23 protein-coding genes and 1 pseudogene are annotated in these 22,174 nt (G+C 68.3%); 14 read left to right on the top strand and 10 right to left on the bottom strand.

All coding sequences use genetic code 11. The features are described 5' to 3' along the window. The first annotated feature begins 15 nt into the window (after window positions 1–15). Together H0B43_RS27395 and H0B43_RS27390 are read left to right on the top strand one after the other, a co-directional pair. A complete protein-coding gene (locus H0B43_RS27395) occupies window positions 16–807 on the top strand; it encodes an SDR family NAD(P)-dependent oxidoreductase (protein ID WP_185725071.1) in 792 nt (263 codons plus the stop codon). 48 nt (window positions 808–855) lie between these two features. Beyond that, window positions 856–1,668: an SDR family oxidoreductase gene (locus H0B43_RS27390; RefSeq protein ID WP_185725072.1), complete on the top strand. Its 813-nt coding sequence runs from the start codon at window positions 856–858 to the stop codon at window positions 1,666–1,668. Window positions 1,669–1,753: 85 nt separating this feature from the next. On the opposite strand, the gene H0B43_RS27385 is transcribed toward H0B43_RS27390, so the two are convergent. Further along, window positions 1,754–2,365 (bottom strand): maleylpyruvate isomerase family mycothiol-dependent enzyme, encoded by a 612-nt coding sequence (locus H0B43_RS27385; protein ID WP_185725073.1) that lies wholly within the window; start codon window positions 2,363–2,365, stop codon window positions 1,754–1,756. Between the two features lie 135 nt (window positions 2,366–2,500). Here H0B43_RS27385 and H0B43_RS27380 point away from each other — a divergent pair, with 135 nt between their 5' ends. Next, the gene (locus H0B43_RS27380) at window positions 2,501–3,454 is read left to right on the top strand and encodes a DUF222 domain-containing protein (protein ID WP_185725074.1); all 954 of its coding nucleotides are present in this window, start codon (window positions 2,501–2,503) and stop codon (window positions 3,452–3,454) included. A 168-nt stretch (window positions 3,455–3,622) separates the two neighbouring features. Here the strand turns inward: H0B43_RS27380 and H0B43_RS27375 are convergent, their stop codons facing one another. Further along, window positions 3,623–4,792, bottom strand: a complete 1,170-nt coding sequence (locus H0B43_RS27375; RefSeq protein ID WP_185725075.1) for a hypothetical protein — start codon at window positions 4,790–4,792, stop codon at window positions 3,623–3,625. 70 nt (window positions 4,793–4,862) lie between these two features. Here H0B43_RS27375 and H0B43_RS27370 point away from each other — a divergent pair, with 70 nt between their 5' ends. Next, the gene (locus tag H0B43_RS27370; protein ID WP_185725076.1) at window positions 4,863–5,504 is read left to right on the top strand and encodes a hypothetical protein; all 642 of its coding nucleotides are present in this window, start codon (window positions 4,863–4,865) and stop codon (window positions 5,502–5,504) included. A 4-nt stretch (window positions 5,505–5,508) separates the two neighbouring features. Here the strand turns inward: H0B43_RS27370 and H0B43_RS27365 are convergent, their stop codons facing one another. Together H0B43_RS27365 and H0B43_RS27360 are read right to left on the bottom strand one after the other, a co-directional pair. Further along, on the bottom strand, window positions 5,509–6,744 hold the full coding sequence (locus tag H0B43_RS27365) for a type II toxin-antitoxin system HipA family toxin (RefSeq protein WP_185725077.1): 1,236 nt from the start codon (window positions 6,742–6,744) through the stop codon (window positions 5,509–5,511). Further along, window positions 6,744–6,992: a helix-turn-helix transcriptional regulator gene (locus H0B43_RS27360; RefSeq protein ID WP_185725078.1), complete on the bottom strand. Its 249-nt coding sequence runs from the start codon at window positions 6,990–6,992 to the stop codon at window positions 6,744–6,746. The genes H0B43_RS27365 and H0B43_RS27360 overlap by 1 nt, the downstream gene beginning before the upstream one ends. A gap of 202 nt (window positions 6,993–7,194) precedes the next feature. Between H0B43_RS27360 and H0B43_RS27355 the strand changes: the two genes are divergently transcribed. Next, window positions 7,195–7,965 carry a deoxyribonuclease IV gene (locus tag H0B43_RS27355; RefSeq protein ID WP_185725079.1) on the top strand — a complete coding sequence of 257 codons (771 nt, stop codon included), beginning with the start codon at window positions 7,195–7,197 and terminating at the stop codon, window positions 7,963–7,965. On the opposite strand, the pseudogene H0B43_RS27350 reads toward H0B43_RS27355, so the two are convergent. Beyond that, window positions 7,962–9,424: pseudogene (locus tag H0B43_RS27350) on the bottom strand (SulP family inorganic anion transporter). The gene H0B43_RS27355 and the pseudogene H0B43_RS27350 sit on opposite strands and share 4 nt — an antisense overlap. A gap of 97 nt (window positions 9,425–9,521) precedes the next feature. Here H0B43_RS27350 and H0B43_RS27345 point away from each other — a divergent pair. From H0B43_RS27345 to H0B43_RS27335, 3 genes are read left to right on the top strand one after another with little or no spacing between them, the layout of a single operon-like run. Next, entirely contained in the window at window positions 9,522–10,310 is a 789-nt protein-coding gene (locus tag H0B43_RS27345; RefSeq protein ID WP_185725080.1) for an amino acid ABC transporter substrate-binding protein, read from the top strand. Between the two features lie 10 nt (window positions 10,311–10,320). After that, window positions 10,321–10,989: an amino acid ABC transporter permease gene (locus H0B43_RS27340; protein WP_185725081.1), complete on the top strand. Its 669-nt coding sequence runs from the start codon at window positions 10,321–10,323 to the stop codon at window positions 10,987–10,989. Then, window positions 10,986–11,747 (top strand): amino acid ABC transporter ATP-binding protein, encoded by a 762-nt coding sequence (locus tag H0B43_RS27335; RefSeq protein ID WP_185725082.1) that lies wholly within the window; start codon window positions 10,986–10,988, stop codon window positions 11,745–11,747. Before H0B43_RS27340 ends, H0B43_RS27335 begins: the two co-directional genes overlap by 4 nt. A 4-nt stretch (window positions 11,748–11,751) precedes the next feature. Here the strand turns inward: H0B43_RS27335 and H0B43_RS27330 are convergent, their stop codons facing one another. Then, window positions 11,752–12,246, bottom strand: a complete 495-nt coding sequence (locus tag H0B43_RS27330; RefSeq protein WP_185725083.1) for a GNAT family N-acetyltransferase — start codon at window positions 12,244–12,246, stop codon at window positions 11,752–11,754. 120 nt (window positions 12,247–12,366) lie between these two features. On the opposite strand from H0B43_RS27330, the gene H0B43_RS27325 reads away from it, so the two are divergent. Continuing rightward, entirely contained in the window at window positions 12,367–13,614 is a 1,248-nt protein-coding gene (locus tag H0B43_RS27325; RefSeq protein ID WP_185725084.1) for a lipase family protein, read from the top strand. 3 nt (window positions 13,615–13,617) lie between these two features. On the opposite strand, the gene H0B43_RS27320 is transcribed toward H0B43_RS27325, so the two are convergent. From H0B43_RS27320 to H0B43_RS27310, 3 genes are read right to left on the bottom strand one after another with little or no spacing between them, the layout of a single operon-like run. Then, window positions 13,618–14,472, bottom strand: a complete 855-nt coding sequence (locus tag H0B43_RS27320; protein WP_185725085.1) for a patatin-like phospholipase family protein — start codon at window positions 14,470–14,472, stop codon at window positions 13,618–13,620. Window positions 14,473–14,489: 17 nt separating this feature from the next. After that, the gene (locus tag H0B43_RS27315) at window positions 14,490–16,289 is read right to left on the bottom strand and encodes a long-chain fatty acid--CoA ligase (protein ID WP_185725086.1); all 1,800 of its coding nucleotides are present in this window, start codon (window positions 16,287–16,289) and stop codon (window positions 14,490–14,492) included. Next, the gene (locus H0B43_RS27310) at window positions 16,282–16,806 is read right to left on the bottom strand and encodes a MarR family winged helix-turn-helix transcriptional regulator (RefSeq protein ID WP_185725087.1); all 525 of its coding nucleotides are present in this window, start codon (window positions 16,804–16,806) and stop codon (window positions 16,282–16,284) included. Before H0B43_RS27310 ends, H0B43_RS27315 begins: the two co-directional genes overlap by 8 nt. A gap of 192 nt (window positions 16,807–16,998) precedes the next feature. On the opposite strand from H0B43_RS27310, the gene H0B43_RS27305 reads away from it, so the two are divergent. Next, complete coding sequence (locus H0B43_RS27305; protein ID WP_252189696.1) at window positions 16,999–17,184, top strand: hypothetical protein; 186 nt, start codon at window positions 16,999–17,001, stop codon at window positions 17,182–17,184. 66 nt (window positions 17,185–17,250) lie between these two features. After that, window positions 17,251–17,607, top strand: coding sequence for an antibiotic biosynthesis monooxygenase (locus H0B43_RS27300; RefSeq protein WP_252189697.1), 357 nt, complete (start codon window positions 17,251–17,253; stop codon window positions 17,605–17,607). 10 nt (window positions 17,608–17,617) lie between these two features. Here H0B43_RS27300 and H0B43_RS27295 read toward each other — a convergent pair whose 3' ends face one another. Continuing rightward, a complete protein-coding gene (locus H0B43_RS27295; RefSeq protein WP_185725088.1) occupies window positions 17,618–18,133 on the bottom strand; it encodes an SRPBCC family protein in 516 nt (171 codons plus the stop codon). Between the two features lie 126 nt (window positions 18,134–18,259). On the opposite strand from H0B43_RS27295, the gene H0B43_RS27290 reads away from it, so the two are divergent. Genes H0B43_RS27290 through H0B43_RS27280 form a run of 3 tightly spaced genes read left to right on the top strand, consistent with a single transcriptional unit; the run spans window position 18,260 to window position 22,169 of the window. Next, window positions 18,260–19,597 (top strand): SWIM zinc finger family protein, encoded by a 1,338-nt coding sequence (locus H0B43_RS27290; RefSeq protein ID WP_185725089.1) that lies wholly within the window; start codon window positions 18,260–18,262, stop codon window positions 19,595–19,597. Then, window positions 19,594–21,069, top strand: coding sequence for a DUF5691 domain-containing protein (locus H0B43_RS27285; protein WP_185725090.1), 1,476 nt, complete (start codon window positions 19,594–19,596; stop codon window positions 21,067–21,069). The genes H0B43_RS27290 and H0B43_RS27285 overlap by 4 nt, the downstream gene beginning before the upstream one ends. Then, window positions 21,066–22,169, top strand: coding sequence for an AAA family ATPase (locus H0B43_RS27280; protein ID WP_185725091.1), 1,104 nt, complete (start codon window positions 21,066–21,068; stop codon window positions 22,167–22,169). The genes H0B43_RS27285 and H0B43_RS27280 overlap by 4 nt, the downstream gene beginning before the upstream one ends. The last annotated feature ends 5 nt before the right edge of the window (window positions 22,170–22,174 follow it).

The following is a 22,174-nucleotide window of genomic DNA, read 5'->3' as shown; positions in this document are numbered from 1 at the left end:
CGAGGAGTACAGACGATGAATCGATTCGACAACCGCCGGATCCTGGTGACCGGCGCCGCGTCGGGTATCGGACAGGCCACCGCGCTCCGCCTGCTCGACGAGGGCGGCACCGTCGTGGCAGCCGACGTCTCCGAAGACGGCCTGGCGAAGACGGCGGAGCTGGCCGACGCCGCAGGCACCGCGGGACGCCTCAGCGTCACCGGCATCGACATCGGCGACGAGAAGTCCGTCGTCGACGGCGTGAAGTCGAGCGTCGAGACGCTCGGCGGACTGGACGTCCTCGTGAACGCCGCCGGGATCCTCCGCGCCTCGCACACCCACGAGACGTCGCTGGACCTCTGGAACCAGGTGATCGGCGTCAACCTCACCGGCACGTTCCTCATGGTCCGCGAATGCCTGCCGGCACTGCTGCGGGGCGAGCGCAGCGTGGTCGTGAACTTCAGTTCCACGTCCGCCGCGTTCGCGCACCCGTACATGGCCGCGTACGCCGCGAGCAAGGGCGCCATCCAGTCGTTCACCCACGCACTGGCACTCGAATACGGCAAGCAGGGCCTGCGCGCCGTCGGCGTCGCCCCCGGCAGCATCAAGACCGGAATCACCGACGCCACATCGGGTTACGTTCCCTCCGACGCCGACTGGAGCCTGTTCTCCAAGCTCTCACCCATCCTCCCCACCACCCTGGAATCCGGTGGCGCTGCCATGGGCGGACCCGAGCAGGTCGCCGGTGTGGTCGCCATGCTCGCCTCCGACGACGGCGCGTTCGTCACCGGAACCGAGATCCGCATCGACGGCGGAACCCACGCCTGACACGGCGAACCTTGCGTCAGCGACGGCGGCGGCACGTAGGTTGGACCCATGAGTCTCCCCACGCCTGCCGCCGATCGCACCGCGCTCGTCACCGGAGCGTCGTCCGGGATCGGCACCGCGATCAGCCGTGAACTCAGCCGCCGCGGTCACCAGGTCGTGCTCGTCGCCCGTCGGGCCGAGAAGTTGGAGGAGCTCGCCACCGAACTCCGTGCCGCGGGCGGTCGGGCACACGTGGTGTGCGCCGATCTGTCCGACCGCTCCGCGCGCGCGACCCTGCTCGACCGCGTCGGCGAACTCGGACTCACCCTCGACATCCTCGTCAACAACGCCGGCCTGTCCACCCTCGGCCCGGTGGCGGCGTCCGATCCGGACGCCGAGATGAACATGATCGAGGTCGATGTGATGGCTGTCGCGGATCTGTGCAGCCGCGCCCTGCCCGGCATGGTGCAACGGCGCCGGGGAGCGATCCTCAACGTCGCCTCCACCGGGGCGTTCCAGCCGCTGCCCGGGCAGGCCGGGTACGCCGCCTGCAAAGCGTTCGTCCTCTCCTACACCGAGAGCCTCACCGGCGAATTGAAAGGCACCGGCGTCACCGCGACCGCGCTCTGCCCCGGGCCCGTGGACACCGGGTTCGGCGAAACCGCCGGATTCGCGAAGGAAGACGCCGAAGCCGCACTGCCCAGCTTCATGTGGGAGAGCGCCGAATCCGTGGCCGCGACCGGCATCGACGGACTCGACAAGGGGCACATGATCGCCATACCCGGCTTCGCGAACCGGGCGGCCTCCATGTTCGCCCGCCTCGCGCCGAACAGATTCCTCGTACCGGTTCTGGCCAGCCGTCATCCCGGTTTGCGGACGTAGCGGCCGCCCGCCGGTTTACGGTGGCCCGGTGGCGACGACTACTGTCCATGGACTTCCCGGGATCCCTCGGCGCCACACTCCCGGACTACAGGGGGTCGCCCTCGACCCGCCCTGCCGGAAGGCTGCGGCCACAGATCATCAGCGCGAGATCTTCACCTGTTCCGCGTAATTCGGCGCCGGAACCGTACGACCAGTCGAGGTCCGTCGCCCGCAAACCGCGGCCCTCGATATCGATGCCGAAGTTCGAGTGACCGCCACCCGCGGTGAGATCGTTGAGAACGACGCGAATCGTCGCCTCCGGAACCCGGCGCGGCAGTCCGAGCGGCACGGTGGCGTCGAGTCCGTGAATCACCACATGGTTGAGGGCGCCGTGATACCCACCGCGGGGCGGGGTCCAGTGGCGCATGATGTCCGAGCGCACATTGGCGACGAGTTCCGCCGTTGCCAGTTCGGCATCGCGAGCGGCGATCTCGTTCGACAGCCGGGTGAAATCGAACTCGCTCTCACGCAGACGTCGCATGAACTCATCCTCCGAGTAGCGCGCCGCCATGGTCACATGCGCGACGACTTCCCGAATCCGCCACCCCGCACACAACGACGGCGTGTCCCACTCCGCATCGGAGAGCCCGTCGAGCAGATCGGCCAGTGCCGAGAACTCGTGCGCGACCGCACGTTGCAGATCAGCGTCATCGGTCATCGCAGCCAGTCCCCACATCCTTGTCCGACGAGAGTTCTCCCGACCACCGTAGACCGAATCCGCCGAGTATTGCCCCAGTCGAACATGATTGGTAGAGTCGAACACATATTCGAATAACCTTGGGGGAGGTTGGTCATGGGGGAAGTGGTGGCACCGGATCTGGCGGAGTTGCGGGCTTTCACGACACGGCTGCGGTGTGTTGAGGCTTGTGGCGATGCCGGGTTGGGGATCGATCTGCTCGATGCGCTCGAGGCGCTGAAGTCGGTGGGGTGCGCGGTGCAGGCGGTGATCACCGAGGATGTCGCCTTCTGCATGCGGGAGGACCGCAAAGTCCGGGGGTTGCCGCGGGCGGAGTGGGACCGCGGAATCGGATCGCAGATCGCCTTGGCACGCAGGGAGTCCCCGAACCGGGGTGGCAGGCATCTGGGGTTCGCGCGGGCACTGGTGCACGAAATGCCGCACACGTTGGTGTTGCTGCGGTCCGGCCGGTTGAACGAATGGCGCGCGACGTTGTTGGTGCGCGAAACCGCCTGCCTGTCGGCGACCGATCGTGCGGTAGTGGATCGCCGGTTGTGTTCGGACCCGGCCGTTCTGGACGGGGTGGGTGATCGGGCCTTGGTCGCGCGCGCGAAGGCGCTTGCGGCGGAGCTCGATGCCGCCGCTGTGGTGGCGCGGCACCGCAAGGCCGTCTCCGAGCGGCGGGTCACGACGCGGCCGGCACCGGACACGATGGCGTATCTGAGTGTGCTGATGCCGGTGCAGCAGGCAGTGTGTCTGCAGGCCACTCTGGGGCGGGACGCGGACAGCCTCATCGCCACCGGACACGGTGGCGGCCGTACCCGGAATCAGGTGATGGTGGACCTGTTGTTCGAACGCGGCACCGGACAGGCGGTGGCGGCGGGGGTGCCGGTGACGGTGAATCTGGTGCTCTCGGACCAGACCCTCCTCACCGGTGGTCCCGCGCCGGGTGGTCCGTCGGTCACCCGCCGGAGCAGTAGGCATGAGATCGATCTCCGCACCCCGACCGGGCACCATTACCGATCGACCGCGCCACCGCTGCCGACACCGGCGTACCTGCGAGCGTCATGAGGTGGCTGGTCTTGCACCGTCGGTCGCCGGGGTGATGCGCAGAAGTACCACCTTTCCCCGTCGAGTGCATGTCACGGGCGATCCACACCGGCGTCGCCACGGCCGCGCCGGACTTCCGTTACGTGGTGAGCGAGACGAACTATTCATCACCCAATCTGTCGAAATCGGTCATGCCCGTCCCCAGGAGGTGAGTTCGGCGATGTCGCCGTACAACGCCGACTGGTAGGTAAGCATCAGTTCCTCCACTCCGCCGAACTGATCGCCCACGTAGTGGGTGTTCTCCGCCGACAGTTCGCGATCGCCGGAGCGTGCGATGAGTTCGTCGATGCGGCTGTCGAGGCTCATCGCCCGGTTGACGGCCAGCACGGATCGCAGTTGCACCTCGGCCCGCGACAGCAGGTCGCCGATTCGGGCGAGGGCGGCGACGCGGTCCACCAATTGATCCCACACCGGTTTCAGCGCGTTCCGCCGAGCCTCGACCTGATGCCGCCCGCTGTCGGAGTGGGTGGCGCGGAGTGCGTCGTCGAGTTCGAACCGGATGCCGCGCAGAGCTACGGTGTCGACGGCGATCTGGGTGAGTTCTTCGGCGAGGTCGAGTTGATGCCGCTGCACGGCGAAGTGCTCCGAATGCCAGACGGGGGAACCGTCGATCCGGTCGAAGAGCATCCCCGCCAGGTAGAGCAGGGTGTCGTAGCCGTCGGCGAAGGTGTCGTTGTCGAGGTCGGTGCCCTTGCCGATCGCCTCGGCGACGCGTCGTCCGACCGCGGCCATACGTGTGTTCTCCGCCGCCCGGCCGATTCGTTCCGCCGCGGTGCCGCGGGCATAGTTGCCGGCCCGTTCGAGCGGCGTACCGACGACCGGCGCCGGTGTGCGCTGCAGCGCCCGGAACAGGGACTCCCGTTGTTCGAGGTCCAGATGCACGCCCTCACGCCGGTCGCGGCGCATCGCCCGGACACCGTTGCCGTAGTGCGCCGTCGACATCACCACGGCAGACCGGTACGACTGCAGCTTGCGCCCAAGTTCGGTGGCGCGGTATTTGAACAACAATTGCGCGGGCCCGGGGCGCAGGGTGTCGGCGCGCCGCGCGACCTGGTTGTACTCGTCCGTCAGCAGGCGCAACGCCCCGAAGCCCCCGATCGTCGGGATGGTCCGACCCGCACGACGGCGGTAAGTGAGGACCTGACGGGTCGGCGCATCGACATGACCGGCGGCGATCAGCACGGCGGCGGCGTCCGACAGCGGGGCGTGCCTGCCCGCGATCGCAGCCTGCTCGCACCACTGGCGGACCTGAGCCGAGATGCGGGCACGACGCTCCTCGTAGTGGGCGTTTTCCGGCATCGGACCTCCTGGCAACTGACTGATCACCACTGTCCCAGAATTTCGACCGGCGCGCTCTAGGCTCTCCCCAATGACCTCCACGGTGCGTGCGGTGCTCCTGTTCGCTTCGCTGTTGCTGGTGGCCGGTTGCGGTCGCTCGGTCGACGGATCCCCCGAGACCGGTGCCGTCGCGGGACCGGCGACCACCCCGTCGGCGACAACCGCGCCGTCGGCGACGACCGCGCCTTCGGTGACGACCGCGCCGAGAACGACCACCACGATCACCACCACAACAACAACGACCACCACAAGCGCCCCGGCGCAGGCCGATCCGAAGGCGTTCGCGGGCACGGCGGCGGGGAGTTACTACTTCACCACCCCGAGCACCAAGTTCCACTGCGGAATCCTGACCGGCGGCGACCTCCCGACCGCCGGCTGTCACGGCCCGATGCCGGCGTCGGCGCCGAAGGTTCCGGGGGCCGGCGCGTCCGGCACCGCGGTGACACCGAATGCGATCGAGGTCACCGGCGCCCGCCCCGGGCAGTTCGCCAGCGCGGGCGATCCCCGGTATTACCCCCTCGACGGGTCGGCGGCGGCCCCGGCCCTGCCCTACGCCACCGCGCTGCAGGTGAACGATCTGACGTGCCTCGTCGACGAGAAGTCGGGGGTGACGTGCCACAGCGAGGCGGGGCACGGATTCACGCTCTCCGACAGTGCGTTCCGGGTGTGGTAAGACGTCAGCCCAGCTCGGCCGAACGCCGCTCCATCAGCGTGCGCAGCTGAGCGTTTTCCTTCGGAGTGAAGCCGATTCTCTCGATTTCCCCGATGCCCCGCCCGATGCCCTTGCGGACACCGTCGAGCATCCTGGTGACGGCACGTTCGGGAACACCGAGCCGGCCACCCGATTCGACGAAATGCCTGCGGTTCAGCTTGTTCGCCTTACCGTAGAAGTCGAGCGCCATCGGGTCGCGCCACCCCAGGTACGGCTGAGTGCACAGCAGGTCGTACGCGGGTGTCACGCTCCACAGCCCCGACTCGGCGAGGTGCACCGAGAAGTTCTTGCCGTGCAGGTCGCCGTTGCCGATCGCGTACGAATATGCGACCAGCCGGAGCAATTCCAGTGTCGCTACTCGGGCCGATCCGCCGCCGCGCTCGCACACGTCGGCCAGGGCGGTGATGACATTCTCGGTCTTCAGCCGGTATTTGGCGGCGGGGAACACGCCCATCACCTGGCAGGCGTCCTCCTGCGGTGTGCGAACGACTCGACCGGCGGAGTCGACTCGCCTGTCGAAACGTGCGACCAGCAGGCCGGCGTTGCCCTTCCCGTCGCGCACCAGTTGATGGTCGGCGACGGGCAACCCGCAGTGCGCGGCGAGCCCCATGAAAAAGTGCTCGTTCTCCACCAGCTGCGGGTATCCCTGCGGTGGCGAGAGTTTGAGGATGGCGGGACCCTTCTCGGTCGCGATGGGCGTCGAGTACATCTGAGCGGACACCTTCGCCTGCACTCCGGGCAGCGAGGTGGGGTCCAGCTTCACCGCTTCGTGACCCGACATGTGCTCGAACAGCTCCCGCAGGTCGGAGCGTTCGATGGCGTCGGGGTCGAACACCGGTGCCGTCTCGGGCGGCGGCACACCCTCGGGCAGGACGCGCACGTCTCCGATCGTGTCTGCCCCGACCGCCATCAGGATCGTGAGGTGATCGTCCTCGGATGTCTTGGTGGCCGCGACCGCACCGCGAAGCCGGATACCTTCCGGGAGGAGACCCGCGAAGAACGGCGGAACGCTGCCGCCGCTCGCCCGCACGTCGGGTGACGACGTGGGGATCGTCCACGCGACCTGCGGAGATTTCGGATCCTGAAGGTACGTGGCGTCGTAACGGAAGACGACGTCCCCGCCCTCCCGCGCAAGGCTGCCCGCGAGGCGCTCGCCCTTGTAGACGTCGGCCCGCTCGACCCTGCTGAGATTCTCGACCATCAGGACGTCACCTCGACACCCGCGCGGGTCACGAGCACCAGGCGGCAGCCCAGCGCGCCCGCGACGGCCTCGACGAGGTCCAGTTGGACCGTTCCCCGACCGGATTCGATCGACTGCACACTCGACCTCGACACCCCGGCCAGGTCGGCCAGCTCCGCCTGCGTGAGCGCGAGCTGATGCCGCCGGGCCACGAATCCGTCGGCGATGCCTCCGGTTTCCGTGCGTTCGCGGCGGCGTGGGGTAGCCATGGACGCCTCCTGCTCTGATCGAGCAATGCTTGTAGTCGGATGCTTAACGACAGTGTGCGCCGATTTCGGCGCGAAGTCCATGTCTATGACTGCGAACGCAAGCTTAACGCTGAGGAAGGCCCCCAAAGGCCAGACCTCGCGCATTAAGCGTGCGATTGCAAGCACAATCAGTGTCGCGGCACCCACCCCCTACCCTGGTTACATGCGCATAGGAGCACACGTCCGCCAGGACGAAGATCCGATCGGATACGGCGCACGGCTAGGCGCCGACGTCATCCAGATGTTTCTCACCGACCCCCAGAAATGGGAAAAACCTCCGACGCATCCGCGGACCGACGAGATTCGCGACAGCTCCATCGACGTCGTCGTGCACTCCTCGTACGTGATCAATGTGGCCAGCCTCAACAACCGGCTGCGGATGCCGTCGCGCAACGCCGTCGCACAGCAGGCCCAGGCCGCGGCCGACATCGGCGCGTTCGGACTGGTGGTCCACGGCGGACACGTCCGTGACGGTGAGGACGTGAAGGCCGGGATAGTCAACTGGCGCAAACTCTTCGAACGTCAGGCCGACAAGGGCGGCTTCCCCGTCCCCATCCTCATCGAGAACACGGCGGGCGGCGACTTCGCAATGGCACGGCATTTCGACGCCATCGACCGGCTGTGGCAGGAGGTCGGCGACTTCGGCGCCGGATTCTGCCTCGACACCTGTCACGCGTGGGCGGGCGGCGAGGAACTGGTGGGTGTCGTCGAGCGAATCAAAGCCATCACGGGGCGCATCGATCTGGTCCATCTCAACAACTCCCGCGACGAGTTCAACTCGGCCCGCGACAGGCACGCGAACCTCGCCGACGGAACCATCGACGCCGAACTGCTCGCCGAGGTCGTCAGAACCGCCGATGCGCCCGTCGTCCTCGAGACACCGGCGGAGGGGCTGGCCGACGACCTCGCGTATCTGCGGGAGACCGTCGGTTAGTCGCCCAGCCGGCCGGTCAGCCTGCGGTACCGCTCCTCGCTGACCGGATTCAGGCCCTCCACGGTGACGTCGGTGCCGCGACTCGCGTACTTCGTGGTGACGCCGTCGAGCGCGGCCACGGTGGAGGCGTCCCAGATGGTGGCGCCCGACAGGTCGATGACGACGCGGCCGGGGTCGTCGGCGTAGTCGAACGAGAACACGAGGTCGTTGGACGAGGCGAAGAAGAGTTGGCCGCTGACCCGGTACGTCTTCACGTCGCCGTCGAGTTCGCCACGCACGTCCACCATGTGCGCCACCCGGCGCGCGAACAGCACCATCGCGACGAGCACACCGACACCCACACCGATCGCAAGATTGTCCGTCGCGAGGGTGCCCGCGACGGTGCTGAGCATCACCAGAGTCTCGCTCAGCGGCATTCGCCGGAGGGTGCGCACGCTGTGCCAGTCGAAGGTGGTCGCAGCCACCAGCACCATCACGGCGACGAGCGCCGCCATCGGAATAGTCCCCACCACGTCGCCGAGCCCGACCACGAGAATCAGCAGAAACGCCCCCGACAGGAACGTCGACAGCCGGGTGCGGGCCCCGCCCGTCTTGACGTTGATGATGGTCTGCCCGATGAGAGCGCATCCGCCCATGCCGCCGAAGAGTCCGGTCACGATGTTGGCGACACCCTGGCCCCACGACTCGCGAGTCTTGTCCGAATGCGTGTCGGTGACGGAGTCCACGAGTTTGGCGCTCATCAGCGATTCGAGCAGTCCGACGACGGCCATCGCCAGCGCGAACGGGGCGATGATCTTCAGGGTGTCGACGGTGAGGGGAACGTCGGGCAACCGATCAGGGTCGGCAGCCCGTCGGGCAGTTCACCCTGGTCCCCGACGGTGGGCACCGCGACACCGGCGAGCACGGTGAACGCGGTGAGACCGACGATCACCAGCAGCGGGGCCGGCACCGCCGTGGTCAGCTTCGGGATCCACACGAGCAGCGCCAGACCGGCGGCGAAAAGCGCGTACACCGCCCACGGCACGTTCGTCAGGTACGGGAACTGGTGGACGAAGATGAGGATTCCCAGCGCGTTGCAGAACCCGACCATCACGCTGCGGGGCAGGAACCGCATGAGCCGCGCGACCCCGAGGACGGCGAGGACGATCTGCAGCGCACCGCCGAGGAAGACCGCCGCGATGAGGTACTGCAACCCGTGTGACGCCATGAGCGGCGCCAGTACCAGCGACACCGAACCGGTGGCCGCGGAGATCATCGCGGGACGGCCGCCGGTGAACGCGATGGTCATCGCCATGATCGCGGCGGTGAACAGACCTACCCGCGGATCGACACCCACGATGATGGAGAACGACAACGCCTCCGGGATGAGGGCCATCGCCACGACCAGCGCGGACAACGACTCGATACGAAACACCGTCGGATGCAGCCACACCGGCCGTCGAAGAGCGAGAGAGGGCACGGCGGGACAAACCTTCTTCCTGAGGGGGCCCGAAGATCCTATCCGGGTGGCGTTCGACCAGTACGGTTAGCTGATCCGCCGAATGAGGAGGAACGCCGTGCGACGCACACTTCCGACCGTCCTGATCGCCGTCCTGACCGCGCTGTCGCTGGCCGGATGCGGGAACTCCGACTCGGGGCCGGTCATCGACCAGGTACGCGAGGCCGGGGTCCTGAAGGTCGGCACCGAGGGCACGTACACGCCGTTCAGCTACCAGGGCCCCGACGGTCAGCTCACCGGGTACGACGTGGACGTCATCCGTGCGGTCGGCGACAAACTCGGTGTCTCCGTCGAGTTCACGCAGACACCGTGGGACTCCATCTTCGCGGGCCTCGAGGCGAAGCGGTACGACCTCGTCGCCAACCAGGTGACCGTCAATGACGAACGCACTCAGAAATACGACCTGTCGACCCCGTACACCTACTCCGAGGGCGTGATCGTCACCCGCGCCGACGACAACTCGATCACCTCGCTCGCCGACCTGAACGGCAAGACGACGGCGCAGTCGGCGACGAGCAACTGGGCGCAGGTGGCGAGGGACGCCGGCGCGAACGTCGAATCCGTCGAGGGCTTCGTGCAGGCGATCACCCTGCTGAAGGACGGCCGCGTCGACGCCACCGTCAACGACAATCTGGCCGTGGCCGAATACCAGAAGCAGACCGGGGACACCGGCGTGAAGGTGGCTGCCGAGACCGGGGACACGAGCGAGCAGGCGTTCGCCGCCCGCAAGGACAGCGGCCTGATGCCCGACATCGACAAGGCGCTCGACGAGCTGCGGGCCGACGGTACCCTCGCCCAGATCTCGCAGAAGTACTTCGGCACCGACGTCTCGGCGCCGAGCAACTGAGAGTCTGTCCGTGGACGACGCAACGGTCCAGCTGATCCTGGACAACCTGTGGCCGATGCTGAAGGCCACGATCACCATGACGATCCCGTTGACCATCATCAGCTTCACCATCGGGCTCGTGATCGCGCTGCTGGTGGCGCTGGCCCGGATCTCGTCGATCAGACCGTTGTCGGCGGTCGCCCGCTTCTACGTCTCCATCATCCGCGGCACCCCGCTGCTGGTGCAGTTGTTCATCGTGTTCTATGCGCTGCCGCAATTCGGGATCACGCTCGAGCCGTTTCCGGCGGCCGTGATCGCGTTCAGCCTCAACGTCGGCGGCTACGCGGCGGAGGTGATCCGCTCGGCGATCCTGTCGATCCCCAAGGGACAATGGGAGGCCGCCCAGACCATCGGGATGGGGTACACCACCACCCTGCAGCGCATCGTGCTGCCGCAGGCCGCGCGGGTCGCCGTCCCCCCGCTGTCGAACACGCTGATCTCACTGGTGAAGGACACCTCACTGGCGTCGACGATCCTGGTGACCGAACTGCTGCGCGTCGCGCAGCTCGCGGCCGCACCGACGTTCGACTTCTTCGCCCTCTACGGTGTCGCGGCGCTGTACTACTGGGTGATCTGCATCTTCCTGTCGGCCGTCCAGGGCCGGCTCGAAGCCCGACTCGACAGGTACGTGGCCCGATGACCGACACTCCTCCCCTTCTCCAGGTATCCGGCGTCGAGAAGTCGTTCGGCGACCATCAGGTGCTCCGCGACATCGGGTTCGACGTCGCCGCCGGAACGGTCACCGTCATCATCGGACCGTCGGGTTCCGGCAAGACGACGGTGCTGCGCACCCTCAACGCCCTCGACATGGCCGATGCCGGGGTGATCTCCATCGGCGACGTGTCGGTGGATTTCGGCACCGAGGTGGGCCGTTCGACACTGGCCCGGTTCCGCGCACAGAGCGGGATGGTGTTCCAGTCCCACAATCTGTTTCCCCACAAGACGGTGCTGCAGAACGTCACCGAGGGCCCGATCGTGGTGCAGAAGCGACCCAAGGACGAGGCGCGCGCCGACGCGATGCGGTTGCTGACCCAGGTCGGCCTCGCGGAGAAGGCGGACCAGTACCCGTATCAGCTGTCGGGCGGTCAGCAGCAGCGGGTCGGGATCGCCCGGGCGCTCGCACTGAAGCCGAAGCTGATGTTGTTCGACGAGCCGACGTCCGCACTCGACCCCGAACTGGTCGGTGAGGTGCTGCGGGTGATCCGCGACCTCGCCACCGAGGGCTGGACGATGGTGATCGTGACGCACGAGATCCGGTTCGCTCAGCAGGTGGCCGACCAGGTGCTGTTCATCGACGGCGGCGTCGTGCTCGAACGCGGCACACCGAAGGAGGTACTCGCGAATCCGACCGGGCCGCGACTGCGGCAGTTCCTGCACCGCATCCTCGACCCGCTGTGAACGGTCAGAGCAGGGACTTCTCCATCAGCACGACGCTCGGCCACTCCGCCTCGAAGTCTCTGCGACCCACCAGGAAGAAGCCCTGCTCCTCGTAGTAGTCGCGCAGTCGCGAGTTGGTTTCGACGCACTCGAGCCGGACGACGGACGCCGCCTCGGAGCGGGCGTGCTCGTCGACCCACCGGAGCAGTTCGGCGCCGAGTCCCGCACTGGCGTGGCGGCGGTCGGTCATCACGCGGGCGACGTACGCGGCCGGGGTGTCGTCCTCGGTCCAGACGTCCGGATCCGACCGCAGCACCCGCAGCGCCCCCACCACGATCCCGGCGAACAGCGCGACACGCCATTCCCCGAACTCGATCTGTTCCCGCACGTCGGCGAGCGACACCTCACCGCGAGCCGGCGGATCGATTTCCCTGGCCAGGAGCCAATCCTCTGCGTCCCAGTGCATCTGAACGATGTCTTCAGCCTGCTCGAGTACTGCCCGCTCCACGGTGACCGCCATGCACACACACTAACCATCCGGCGGCGAAAACAAACCACCGCTGTAGCCGTGTCTATCTGCGGCGATGTGACTGGAGTTACAGTTACATTCCGGGACAGTTACCTCAGGGCGGTGGTAGCGATGAAGCTGTTTCGCGCAGTGGTCCTGATGACACTCTCCACCTGCGCGGCCGCGTATGTCTGCGCCCATCCCCCACGGGTGTCCGCGCAGCCCCTCGGGCCCGAATCCATTCTCCCGTCCCCCATCCTGGACGACGACTTCTTCGTGTGGCCGCCGAACGTCGCGGACTTCGCGGCGGGCGAGATCATCCGCTCCCGGGAGGTGACACTCCGGGCGTTCCCGAACCCGCTGGTACCGCACCGCGCCCACCAGATCATGGTGCGCTCCAACGATTCCAAGGACCGTCCCGTGCCGGTGACGGCGACGGTGCTGGTCCCCACCGCGGAATGGACCGCGCCGGGACCGCGGCCGGTCGTCGACTACAACATGCCCATCGACTCGCTGGGGTCCCGGTGCACCCCGTCGTACAAGATGGTCCACGACTGGCAGACCCTCGACCTGGACATCCCCCCGGTGCTGTCGCTGTTCCTCGCGAAGAACTACGCGGTGCTCGTGCCCGATCACCAGGGACCGCGGATGGCGTACAGCGCGGGACGCATGGCGGGACATGCCGTGCTCGACAGCATCCGCGGCATGAAGCGACTACCGGGACTCGGCCTGTCGGACAGTCCCGTGGTCGCGACGGGATACAGCGGCGGCGCGATCGCCACCGGCTGGGCAGCGCAACTGCAGCCGACGTACGCGCCGGACGTCGCACTGGCCGGGGCCGCCGCGGGCGGAACCCCCGCAGACTTCGGGTTACTCCGCAGGACGATGAACGGGCAGATCGGTTCGGGTGTGTACCTGTCCGCCGTCCTCGGGCTCGCCCGCGAATATCCGGAGATGCTGACCCTGGCGAATCCGCTGGGTGTGCTGCTGGCGACGGCACCACTGCGGGACCAGTGCATCATGGCTCTCGCACCGGCCGGGGTCGCCTCGATTCCCGCCGAACTGCTCGCGTCCGTGCCCGACCCGTTCGACTCGGACACGGCACGGACGGTCGTTGCCGAGAACCGGATGGGCGCAGTCGCGCCGACCACCCCGGTGCTGCTCTATCACGGGTCGTCGCGAGTGTTCCTCGGCGACGAGTGGATTCCGGAGGAGGGGGTGCTCGCCCTACAGCAGGAATGGTGCCGCGGCGGCGCGAATGTCACCTACGCCCCGCAGGTCGGGGAACACCTCACCGCGGCCGTGTTCGCGCTGCCGGAGGTCGTGCACTGGATCGACGAGCGACTCGCCGGTGTGCCGGCGCCCGACGGGTGCCGCTGACCGTCACCGATGCCGATGCCGATGTGGCAGCAGCAGATCGGCCTGCCCGACCTCGACGGGTGCCTCGTCGAGCCACTTCGCGGTCTGCTCCCGGGCCCGCGTGATCAGCTCGTCGGCGTCGCCGAAATCGGCGGGGCTCGTGTCCAGCGGACACAGCGGAGGCACCACCCGGACGTCGGCGACACTCTCGTACCGCTCGATGTCGAGGGCGAGACGCTGATTGATCGCGAGGGTCACCCCGAGCAACCCCATCCCCAGGGCACTTCCGGGGACCTTCGACAGCGTGCACGCATACCCGGTGGGCAGCACCCACACGGTCGTGGCGCCCAGTTCGATCGCGTGGGAGATGGGCGTGTTGTTCACAACCCCGCCGTCCATCAGTGCCCGGCCGTCGATCACCACGGGCGGAAGGATGCCCGGCAGCGCCGCGCTCGCGGTGACGGCGTCGACCGCGGGGCCCGTCGACAACCGAACGTCCTTGCCGGTCAGCACGTCGGCGGCGATGACGTGCAACGGAATGGGCGCATCCTCCATCCGCTCGAACCGGAGATGTGTCTCCAGCAACCGCTTGATGGCCCGGTTGGACACGAGATGATTCCGGAGCCCCACGAAACCGGTGAAACCGGTGAGCAACCCGGCGGGGAACACCGCGCTGCGCTTCAGCCCGCGCCACAGGTCGGCCAGGTCACGAAGGTCCGCGTCGGAGGAGCCGCCGGCGAGCCAGGCGCCGTTGAGCGCTCCGACGGACGTGCCGACGACGAGGTCGGGCCGAATTCCCCTGCCGATCAGGGTCTGCAACATCCCGACCTCGATGGCCCCGAGACTGGCTCCACCCGACAGAACGAAAGCTGTGGTCATGCCGCCACCGTATCCGGTCAGCCCCGGCGGTACAGGTTCGCGATGTCCGCGGCGAAGCGTTCGGTCACCACGGGACGCTTGATCTTCGAGGTCGCGGTCAGTTCTCCGGCGGCCTCCGTGAGGTCGCGGCCCAGGACGACGAAACGCTTGATGGCTTCCGTGTGCGAGACGGTGGTGTTCGCGTCGTCGACGGCGTCCTGCAGATCTCCGCGGAGTTCCTCGTCGTCGCGCAGATCCGCCACCGACGCGTCGGAAGGCTTGCCGTGCGCGGACTTCCACTTCTCGAATGCCTGCGGATCGACGGTGAGCAGGGCGCCGACGAACGGGCGGCCGTCGCCGACCACCACTGCCTGCGAGACGAGGGAATGCGAGCGCAACCGGTCTTCGAGCGGACCCGGTGACACATTCTTGCCGCCGGCGGTGACCAGCAGATCCTTCTTGCGTCCGGTGACGGTGAGGTACCCCTCGTCGTCCAGTTCGCCGAGGTCGCCGGTGCGGAACCAGCCTTCGTCCAACGCTTCCCGGGTGGCGTGCTCGTTGCGCCAGTACCCGCCGAACACGACGCCGCCGCGCAGTTCGATCTCGCCGTCCCCGGCGATGCGCACGCTGTTGCCGCCCAGCGGCCTGCCGACGGTCCCGATCTTCTGGGCACCCGGAACGTTCACGCAGTGCGCGGCAGTCGATTCGGTGAGGCCGTACCCTTCGTAGACCGGAACACCGATGCCGCGGAAGAAGTGGCCGAGTCTCGGCGTGAGCGCGCCGCCGCCCGAGATCGCCCACCAGCAGTCGCCTCCCAGCGCGGCACGCAGTTTGGCGTAGACGAGTCGGTCGGCCACCATCCGCTCGAGCCGGAGCCGCAGCGACGGGCCGCCGTTGTCCTGTGCCTCGCTGTACGCGACCGCGGTGGCCTCGGCGAAGTCGAAGATCCGGGTCTGCAGACCACCGGCCGACGCCGCCGAGCGGGCGGCACCGTCGCGCACCTTCTCGAACACGCGCGGAACTCCGAGAATGGTGTTGGGCCGGAAACGTGCGAATTCGCCCGTGACCGTGCTGAAATCGGACCAGTGGGCCTGGGTGGCGCCGGCCTCGAACATCGCCAGCGACACCGCCCGCGCCAGCACGTGGGCGAGCGGAAGGAACGTCAGGACTCGGTTGCCGGGGCGGGCTACGTCACCGATCGGCGCCGCGAGCAGCGCCCGCACCTCCGACAGGAAATTGCGGTGGGTGAGGATGCATCCCTTGGGACGGCCCGTCGTCCCCGACGTGTACACCAGCGAGGCGAGATCGTTGGCTGTCAGGGCCACCACCCGTTTGAAGACCTCGGAATCGTCGATCGACAACCCGTCCGTGATGAGGGTGCCGACGGCGTCCTCGTCGATGGTCAGGATGCGCTTCAGCGTGTACGGGATTCCGTCACCCTCGAAACTCGACGCGTGCGCCGGGGTCTCCACGAGGGCGGCCACCGCCCCCGAATCCTCGATGATCCAGCGGATCTGGTCGTGGGACGAGGAATCGTAGATCGGGACGGACGCCGCGCCCGCCGCCCAGATCGCGTAGTCGAGCAGCGACCATTCGAATCTCGTCGACGACAGCAGTGCCACCCGGTCGCCGGGGCGGACCCCGTTGGCGATCAGGCCCTTCGCGACCCCGGTGACGAGCGCGCCGAAGTCCTTGGCCGTCACGTCGACCCACCCGCCGGACTCCGGGCGGGAATACATCACGCGATCCGGGTTGCTCTCGGCGTGCGCGAACACCGTCAGCACGGCATTCTCGTGGTCGGCGACGGGGACCGTCTCGGCGGTGGTGTACTCACGCACGGGGGTCGTCTCCGATGCTCTCGTGGTCCGAGTCGCCGCCCTGGCGGAATTTGCGGAGATCCCGGGCGAATGCGGCGATCTCACTGTCCGACCACGAGGCCACGCGGTCGCGCACCTCCTCGACCCGGCGTGCGTCGGCACCGGCGAGCACCGCTATGCCGACGTCGGTGAGGCTCAGCGGGTGCCCGCTGCGGAGCGGTCCCGGCTCGGCGTGCACCCAGCCCTCGTCGACACAGCCGCGGAGTTGGCGCGACACGGTGGAGCGGTGCACTCCGAACGCGTCCGAGATCTGGGTGGCCCGGCACCCGGGATTGCGAGCGACGAAGGAGAGCAGCGAATGTTGAGCGAACGTCGGAGATCCCGCGGGCGGACGGTCACCGGCAACCAATTGTCGGACGAGGCGGACGAGTTCGTCATGGACGGCCACCACGCCCGATGCGGGCGTTTCCTCCGGCTCGACCTCGTTGTGTTGCACACTGCAACTGTAACCGACCACCCTGGCCTCGACCACCCGCACCCCGTTTCCCCGTTGTCCTTCGCTCGACTCACATTCTGCCCATACTGCTACCGACTCCCCGGAATTTCATTCGGCCGGAAAAGTCACACGGTCACAATTGGAGAACGCTTTCGCCACACGGCTACCGGCCGGACAACCCACGACACCGAAAAAGCCGTTGCGACCACGGTGCCGCCGATTCACGCTGGCGGCATGCTGATCAGGCGAGAGAATCCGGACGACGTCGCCGCCGCGGCGGGCTTCGTCTCCGGCCCGTCGGTCGGGATCGAGCCGGACGAGCCGTCGTGGTCGTCCCACTTCCAGGTCCGCCGTCTCGCGCGCTGGGAACCAACCCTCACCGGTACGGTCCGGTACGCGGCGCCGTTCTACGACCTGTGACGACGAATGCGCTGGTAGTTTGAGGTAGCACGTGTCACGGGGTGAGCGGAACCGAGGTAGGAAACGATGGAGAACGTGGCCGAGGGCACCCGGCCAGGCGAACCGGCGGATGCGTCCGTCACGACGACGATCGTGCGCCGAGTCCTCGCCGGCTGTGACGAGGAGTTCGCCGACTGGATCCAGACCGGCCTCGGCCTCGCCCGGCTGTTCCCCGGATTCCTCGGCGGCGGCTGGCTGAAGGAAAGCAGCACCTCCGACGTGTGCGTGATCGTGCTGAAATTCGAAACCCAAGCTGCGCTGGACAACTGGCTGACGTCGTCGCTGCGCAACGGGTGGCTGCGGACCGGCGGCAACATCGCGGTGGAGGAACCGAACGAGCGGGTGTCGAACGTCGAGAGCCTGTTCGAGCGACCTCGACTCTGACGGCGAGGGGTCAGGCGGATTCACCCGGGATCTGGGCGCCCGAGGGCATCCCCTCCCCCAGATACGTCTGATAGAACGGCCGCCAGTCGGACGACGCGTCCCGGCGATGTCCGGACGCGTCCGCCCCGTCGAGGTGCCGGTCCAGGTCGGCGAGACACACACTCCACCCTGCTGCGTTGCGGGCCGCGGTGTTGCGGACCTCGAGAACGTTGACGAGGGTCAGGGCGCACCCGTCCGCGGTCGGTTCCACCTCGAAGTGGATCTCGTCGCCGCCCCACGTGAATGCGAGTGCGCACGGCGCGCCGTACACGAGGACCGTCCCCGTCTCGACGTCGCTGTGCGGTTCCGGGACGAATTCGATGTCTCCGCCGGCGTAGGGGTCGATCCGGACGCGCGACGGAAACCAGTGCGCGAGTTCGTCGGGATCGGACACCGCCGCCCACAACCTCTGCACCGGGAACGGGTACGTGCACCGGAACCGCACGGCGGGACGACCCTTGAACTCGAAATACCTTCCGTGGATCACCGGCCCACTCCTCGCTGTCGCACCTGACGACAGCTTGACACGCGAGGCCGCCGCGCATATCGAAGTTCGCGGACATACCGCGTACCCTCCTCCCTTCGTGTCGGACAATTCCCTTACGGTGACGGGGTGACGTCGCCTTGGTCGGAGGGACAGGTCGCATCGGTCGCCCCCGATGCCGGCTCGCTCGCTGCCGCGCGAAAGCTGTCGGCCGCGTGGTCGCAGACGGGTATCGCAGGCGACGCACTGTGGGGACTGTGCCAGGGCAGCGGCGCGAACCCGTACCGCGCGGTAGTCGACCTGTCCGGGCCCGCGTATCACTGCTCGTGTCCGAGCCGGAAATTTCCCTGCAAACACGCACTCGGCCTGCTGCTGATGTGGTCGGCGGGCCGGGTTCCCGAAGTGTCCGCACCGCCCGCGTTCGCGGAGGAATGGCTGAGCCGCAGGGCCGCGCGCGCCGCCGCGCCGCCCACCGCGGCGGCACCGGCCACCGCGACCGTCGGCGCGAAATCCGCGGAACGCCGGGCCGAGCGGGTGACGGCGGGGCTCGACGAACTCGACCTGTGGCTCACCGACCAGATCCGGGGTGGGCTCGGCGCGGCCGACGTCTCGGCTTCCGCGTTCGACGCCATCGCGGCCCGGATGGTCGACGCGCAGGCGCCCGGTGTCGCATCCGCCCTGCGACGTCTGCCGATCGTCGTGGCCACCCGGGCGGACTGGCCCGACCGGCTGCTCCGCGAATACGCGAGGCTGCACCTGCTCGTCGTCGCGCATCGCCGTCTGGGCGAGCTGCCGGAACCGCTGCAGGCATCGGTGCGCGCGCACGTGGGTTACCCGACCACCACCGACAGCGTGCGCAGTCAGCCCGGGGTCCGCGACCGGTGGATGGTCCTGGGACTGCAGACCACCGAGGAGAAGCGGCTGTTCACCCGCAAGGTGTGGCTGCTCGGCCGCGACCGCGGTCGCCGCGCGATCCTGCTGGACTTCGCGCACGGCTCCGCCAACTTCGCGACCGCGGTCCCGCCGCCCGGTTCCCTCGTCGACGCCGCCCTGCACTTCTATCCCGGCGCGGCACCGCTGCGCGCCCACCTCGGCGACGTCCACGAAAGTCCCGAACCGTTCACCACCGTCGCACCGAGCGGCGTCGACACCGCACTCGACCACTTCGCTGCCGCGATCGGCGCCGACCCGTGGATCCGGTCGTGGCCCGCGCTGCTCACCGAGGTCACCCCGGCATTCGACGACGGGAACTGGGTGATCGTCGACGCCGAGGGCCGGGCGTTGCCACTGTCCGGCGAGGACCCGGTCCTGTGGCGGCTCCTCGGAATGTCCGGGGGCCATCCGGTCACCGTGTTCGGGGAGTGGAACAGCGAGTCGCTCGTTCCTGTCTCGGTGTTCGATCGCGGTGACGTGTACCCGCTCGGGGCAGGTGCGCCCTCGGCCGCGGCGGCGGTGCGCCGACGATGAGCGAACTCCTGTCCTCCGCACTGCTCGGTACCGCCCGAGCAACCCCGTCGTTCCACGGTTCGGCCACCGGCGAACTCGCCCAGTCGATCATCGGCGATTCCGCGGAGACACTGCTGGGCGCCGCGGCCCTCGAGAACGCCTACCGCGACGGCGGCGTCGTCGCGACCGCGCACGTGCCGCCCGCACCCGCCGAGGACGATCCGCGGCCCCAGTTGCCGCCCGCCTCCGCATCTCACCTCGTGCAGTTGCTCGCCGCCAAGTCGTGGACCCTCACCGAATGGTTCGCGGTGGCCGGCGAACGCGGATACCGCGCCCCCGATCATCTCGTGGCCGATCTGATGGCCGTCGCACGCACCAATGACACGCACCGCGAGAACATTCTGCGGTTGACCGGCCCCCGCGGCCAGTGGCTCGCCGCGCAGAACCCGGAATGGTCGACGCTGGTCCGGCGGTCCGATCGCACCGACGTCTGGACGCACGGTTCGCACCAGGAACGCCTGCAATGGCTCACCACGATGCGGGCGGAACGGCCCGCGGTCGCATCGACGGAACTGAGCCGCACCTGGGATTCCGAACGGGGTGAGCACCGGGCGGCGTTCATCGCCGTCCTGGGAACGGGACTCGGCGATGCGGACGCCGCGCTGCTCGAGCACGCACTCGACGACCGGCGCAAGGAGGTGCGCCAGCAGGCGGTCCAGCTGTTGCGGCAACTGCCGAATTCCGCCTACGCCCAGCGGATGGCCGCACGCGCCCGGGCATGGGTGCGAGTGGAGAAGAAACCGCTGCGCACCCGGCTCGTGGTGAACATGCCCGGGTCCCTGGACGATTCGGCCCGTCGCGACGGGATCGAGGACGTTCACTTCAAGAACAAGGGAATCCGCAGTTGGTGGTTGCGGATGGTGGTCACCGCCGCGCCCCTGTCGGTGTGGGAAGGCATGATCGGCTCCGCCTCCCAGGCATGGGAGATCCGGATCGAGGACCAATGGCGGGAGGTGATGACGGAAGCGTGGACCAACGCCACTGTGCTTCAGCGAAATCCGCGCTGGGCATCCGCCCTGCTGCACCGCGAGGGACGCACGACCGAACGCCGCGTGGTGCCGATCGTCCCCGCCCGCGAACGCCTGGAGTACATCCTGTCGGGCCGGGCCGACTCCTACCTGCTCGGGGTGGACGGCGCCGCCCTCTTCGACGGTCTGCCGCATCCCTGGCCGCTCGACCTCGCCGCGCGGGTGATCACCCGCCTCGAGGACGTGGCCGGACGGCACGCCGCAACAGGCAAGGACCTCGGGCAGTTCTCCCGGCACAGCCACTACTCGACCCTCCGCAGCGCCGAGACGCATTTCCCGTTCGCGGCGGTTCCGCTGCTGCGTGCGGCCGCCGAGCGGACCCGTGACCCCGGCTGGCACCAGGCGTTCGCCACGGTCGCCGCCAACATCGACCATCGCCGAACAGTCTTGAAGGAGCTCGAGTGACCGAGATCGCGGCCGCCCAGGCGGACCTGCTGCGCCCCCACGCGGAGCAGGCCTACGCCGACGAACTCACGGCCCTCGCCGCGCACGACACCCGGCCCCGGCCGCCGTCGTGGAAGTTGTCGCCCTGGGCTGTCGTGACGTACCTGCTCGGCGGCGAACTCGACGACGGCACCGTGATCACCCCCAAGTACGTCGGTCCCCGCCGGTTGATGGAAGTGGCGGTCGCGACGCTCGCCACCGACCGGGCACTGCTTCTGCTCGGCGTTCCCGGAACCGCCAAGACGTGGGTGTCCGAGCACCTGTCGGCCGCGGTGTCCGGGGAGTCGACCCTGCTCGTGCAGGGAACGTCGGGGACGCCGGAGGAGGCCATCCGGTACGGCTGGAACTACGCCCGGCTTCTCGCCGAGGGCCCGACGGCGGGCGCGCTCGTGCCGTCCCCGGTCATGACGGCCATGGAGGGCGGCCGGATCGCGCGGGTCGAGGAACTGACCCGCATCCCCGCCGACGTGCAGGACGCGCTCATCACCGTGCTCTCCGAGAAGACCTTGCCCATCCCCGAACTGGGCACCGAGGTCCAGGCTGCCAAGGGTTTCAACCTGATCGCCACCGCCAACGACCGCGACCGCGGGGTCAACGAATTGTCGTCCGCGCTGCGCCGACGTTTCAACACGGTGGTGCTGCCCCTGCCCGCCAGCGAGGAAGACGAGGTGGCCATCGTCGCCAGGCGCGTCGAACAACTCGGAGCGTCGCTCGAACTGCCGACGGTGCCGGCGACGGTCGACGAGATCCGGCGGGTGGTCACGGTGTTCCGCGAGCTGAGGTCGGGCGCCACCGGCGACGGCCGCACCAAGCTGAAGTCTCCGTCCGGAACGCTGTCGACGGCGGAGGCGATCTCCGTCGTCACCAGCGGCCTCGCCCTCGCCGCGCACTTCGGCGACGGCGTGCTCCGCCCGTCCGACGTCGCCGCCGGAATCCTCGGGTCCGTGCTGAAGGATCCGGTGGCAGACAGGGTGGTGTGGACCGAGTATCTGGAGGCCGTGGTCCGCGAACGGGAGGACTGGGCCGACTTCTATCGGGCGTGCCGCGAGGTCACCGGGTGAGCACC

It is taken from the genome of Rhodococcus sp. 4CII (assembly GCF_014256275.1).
Lineage (GTDB): Bacteria > Actinomycetota > Actinomycetes > Mycobacteriales > Mycobacteriaceae > Rhodococcus_F > Rhodococcus_F wratislaviensis_A.
The sequence above is the reverse complement of the archived record's forward strand: the minus strand, read 5'-3'. Positions and strand labels throughout refer to the sequence as shown.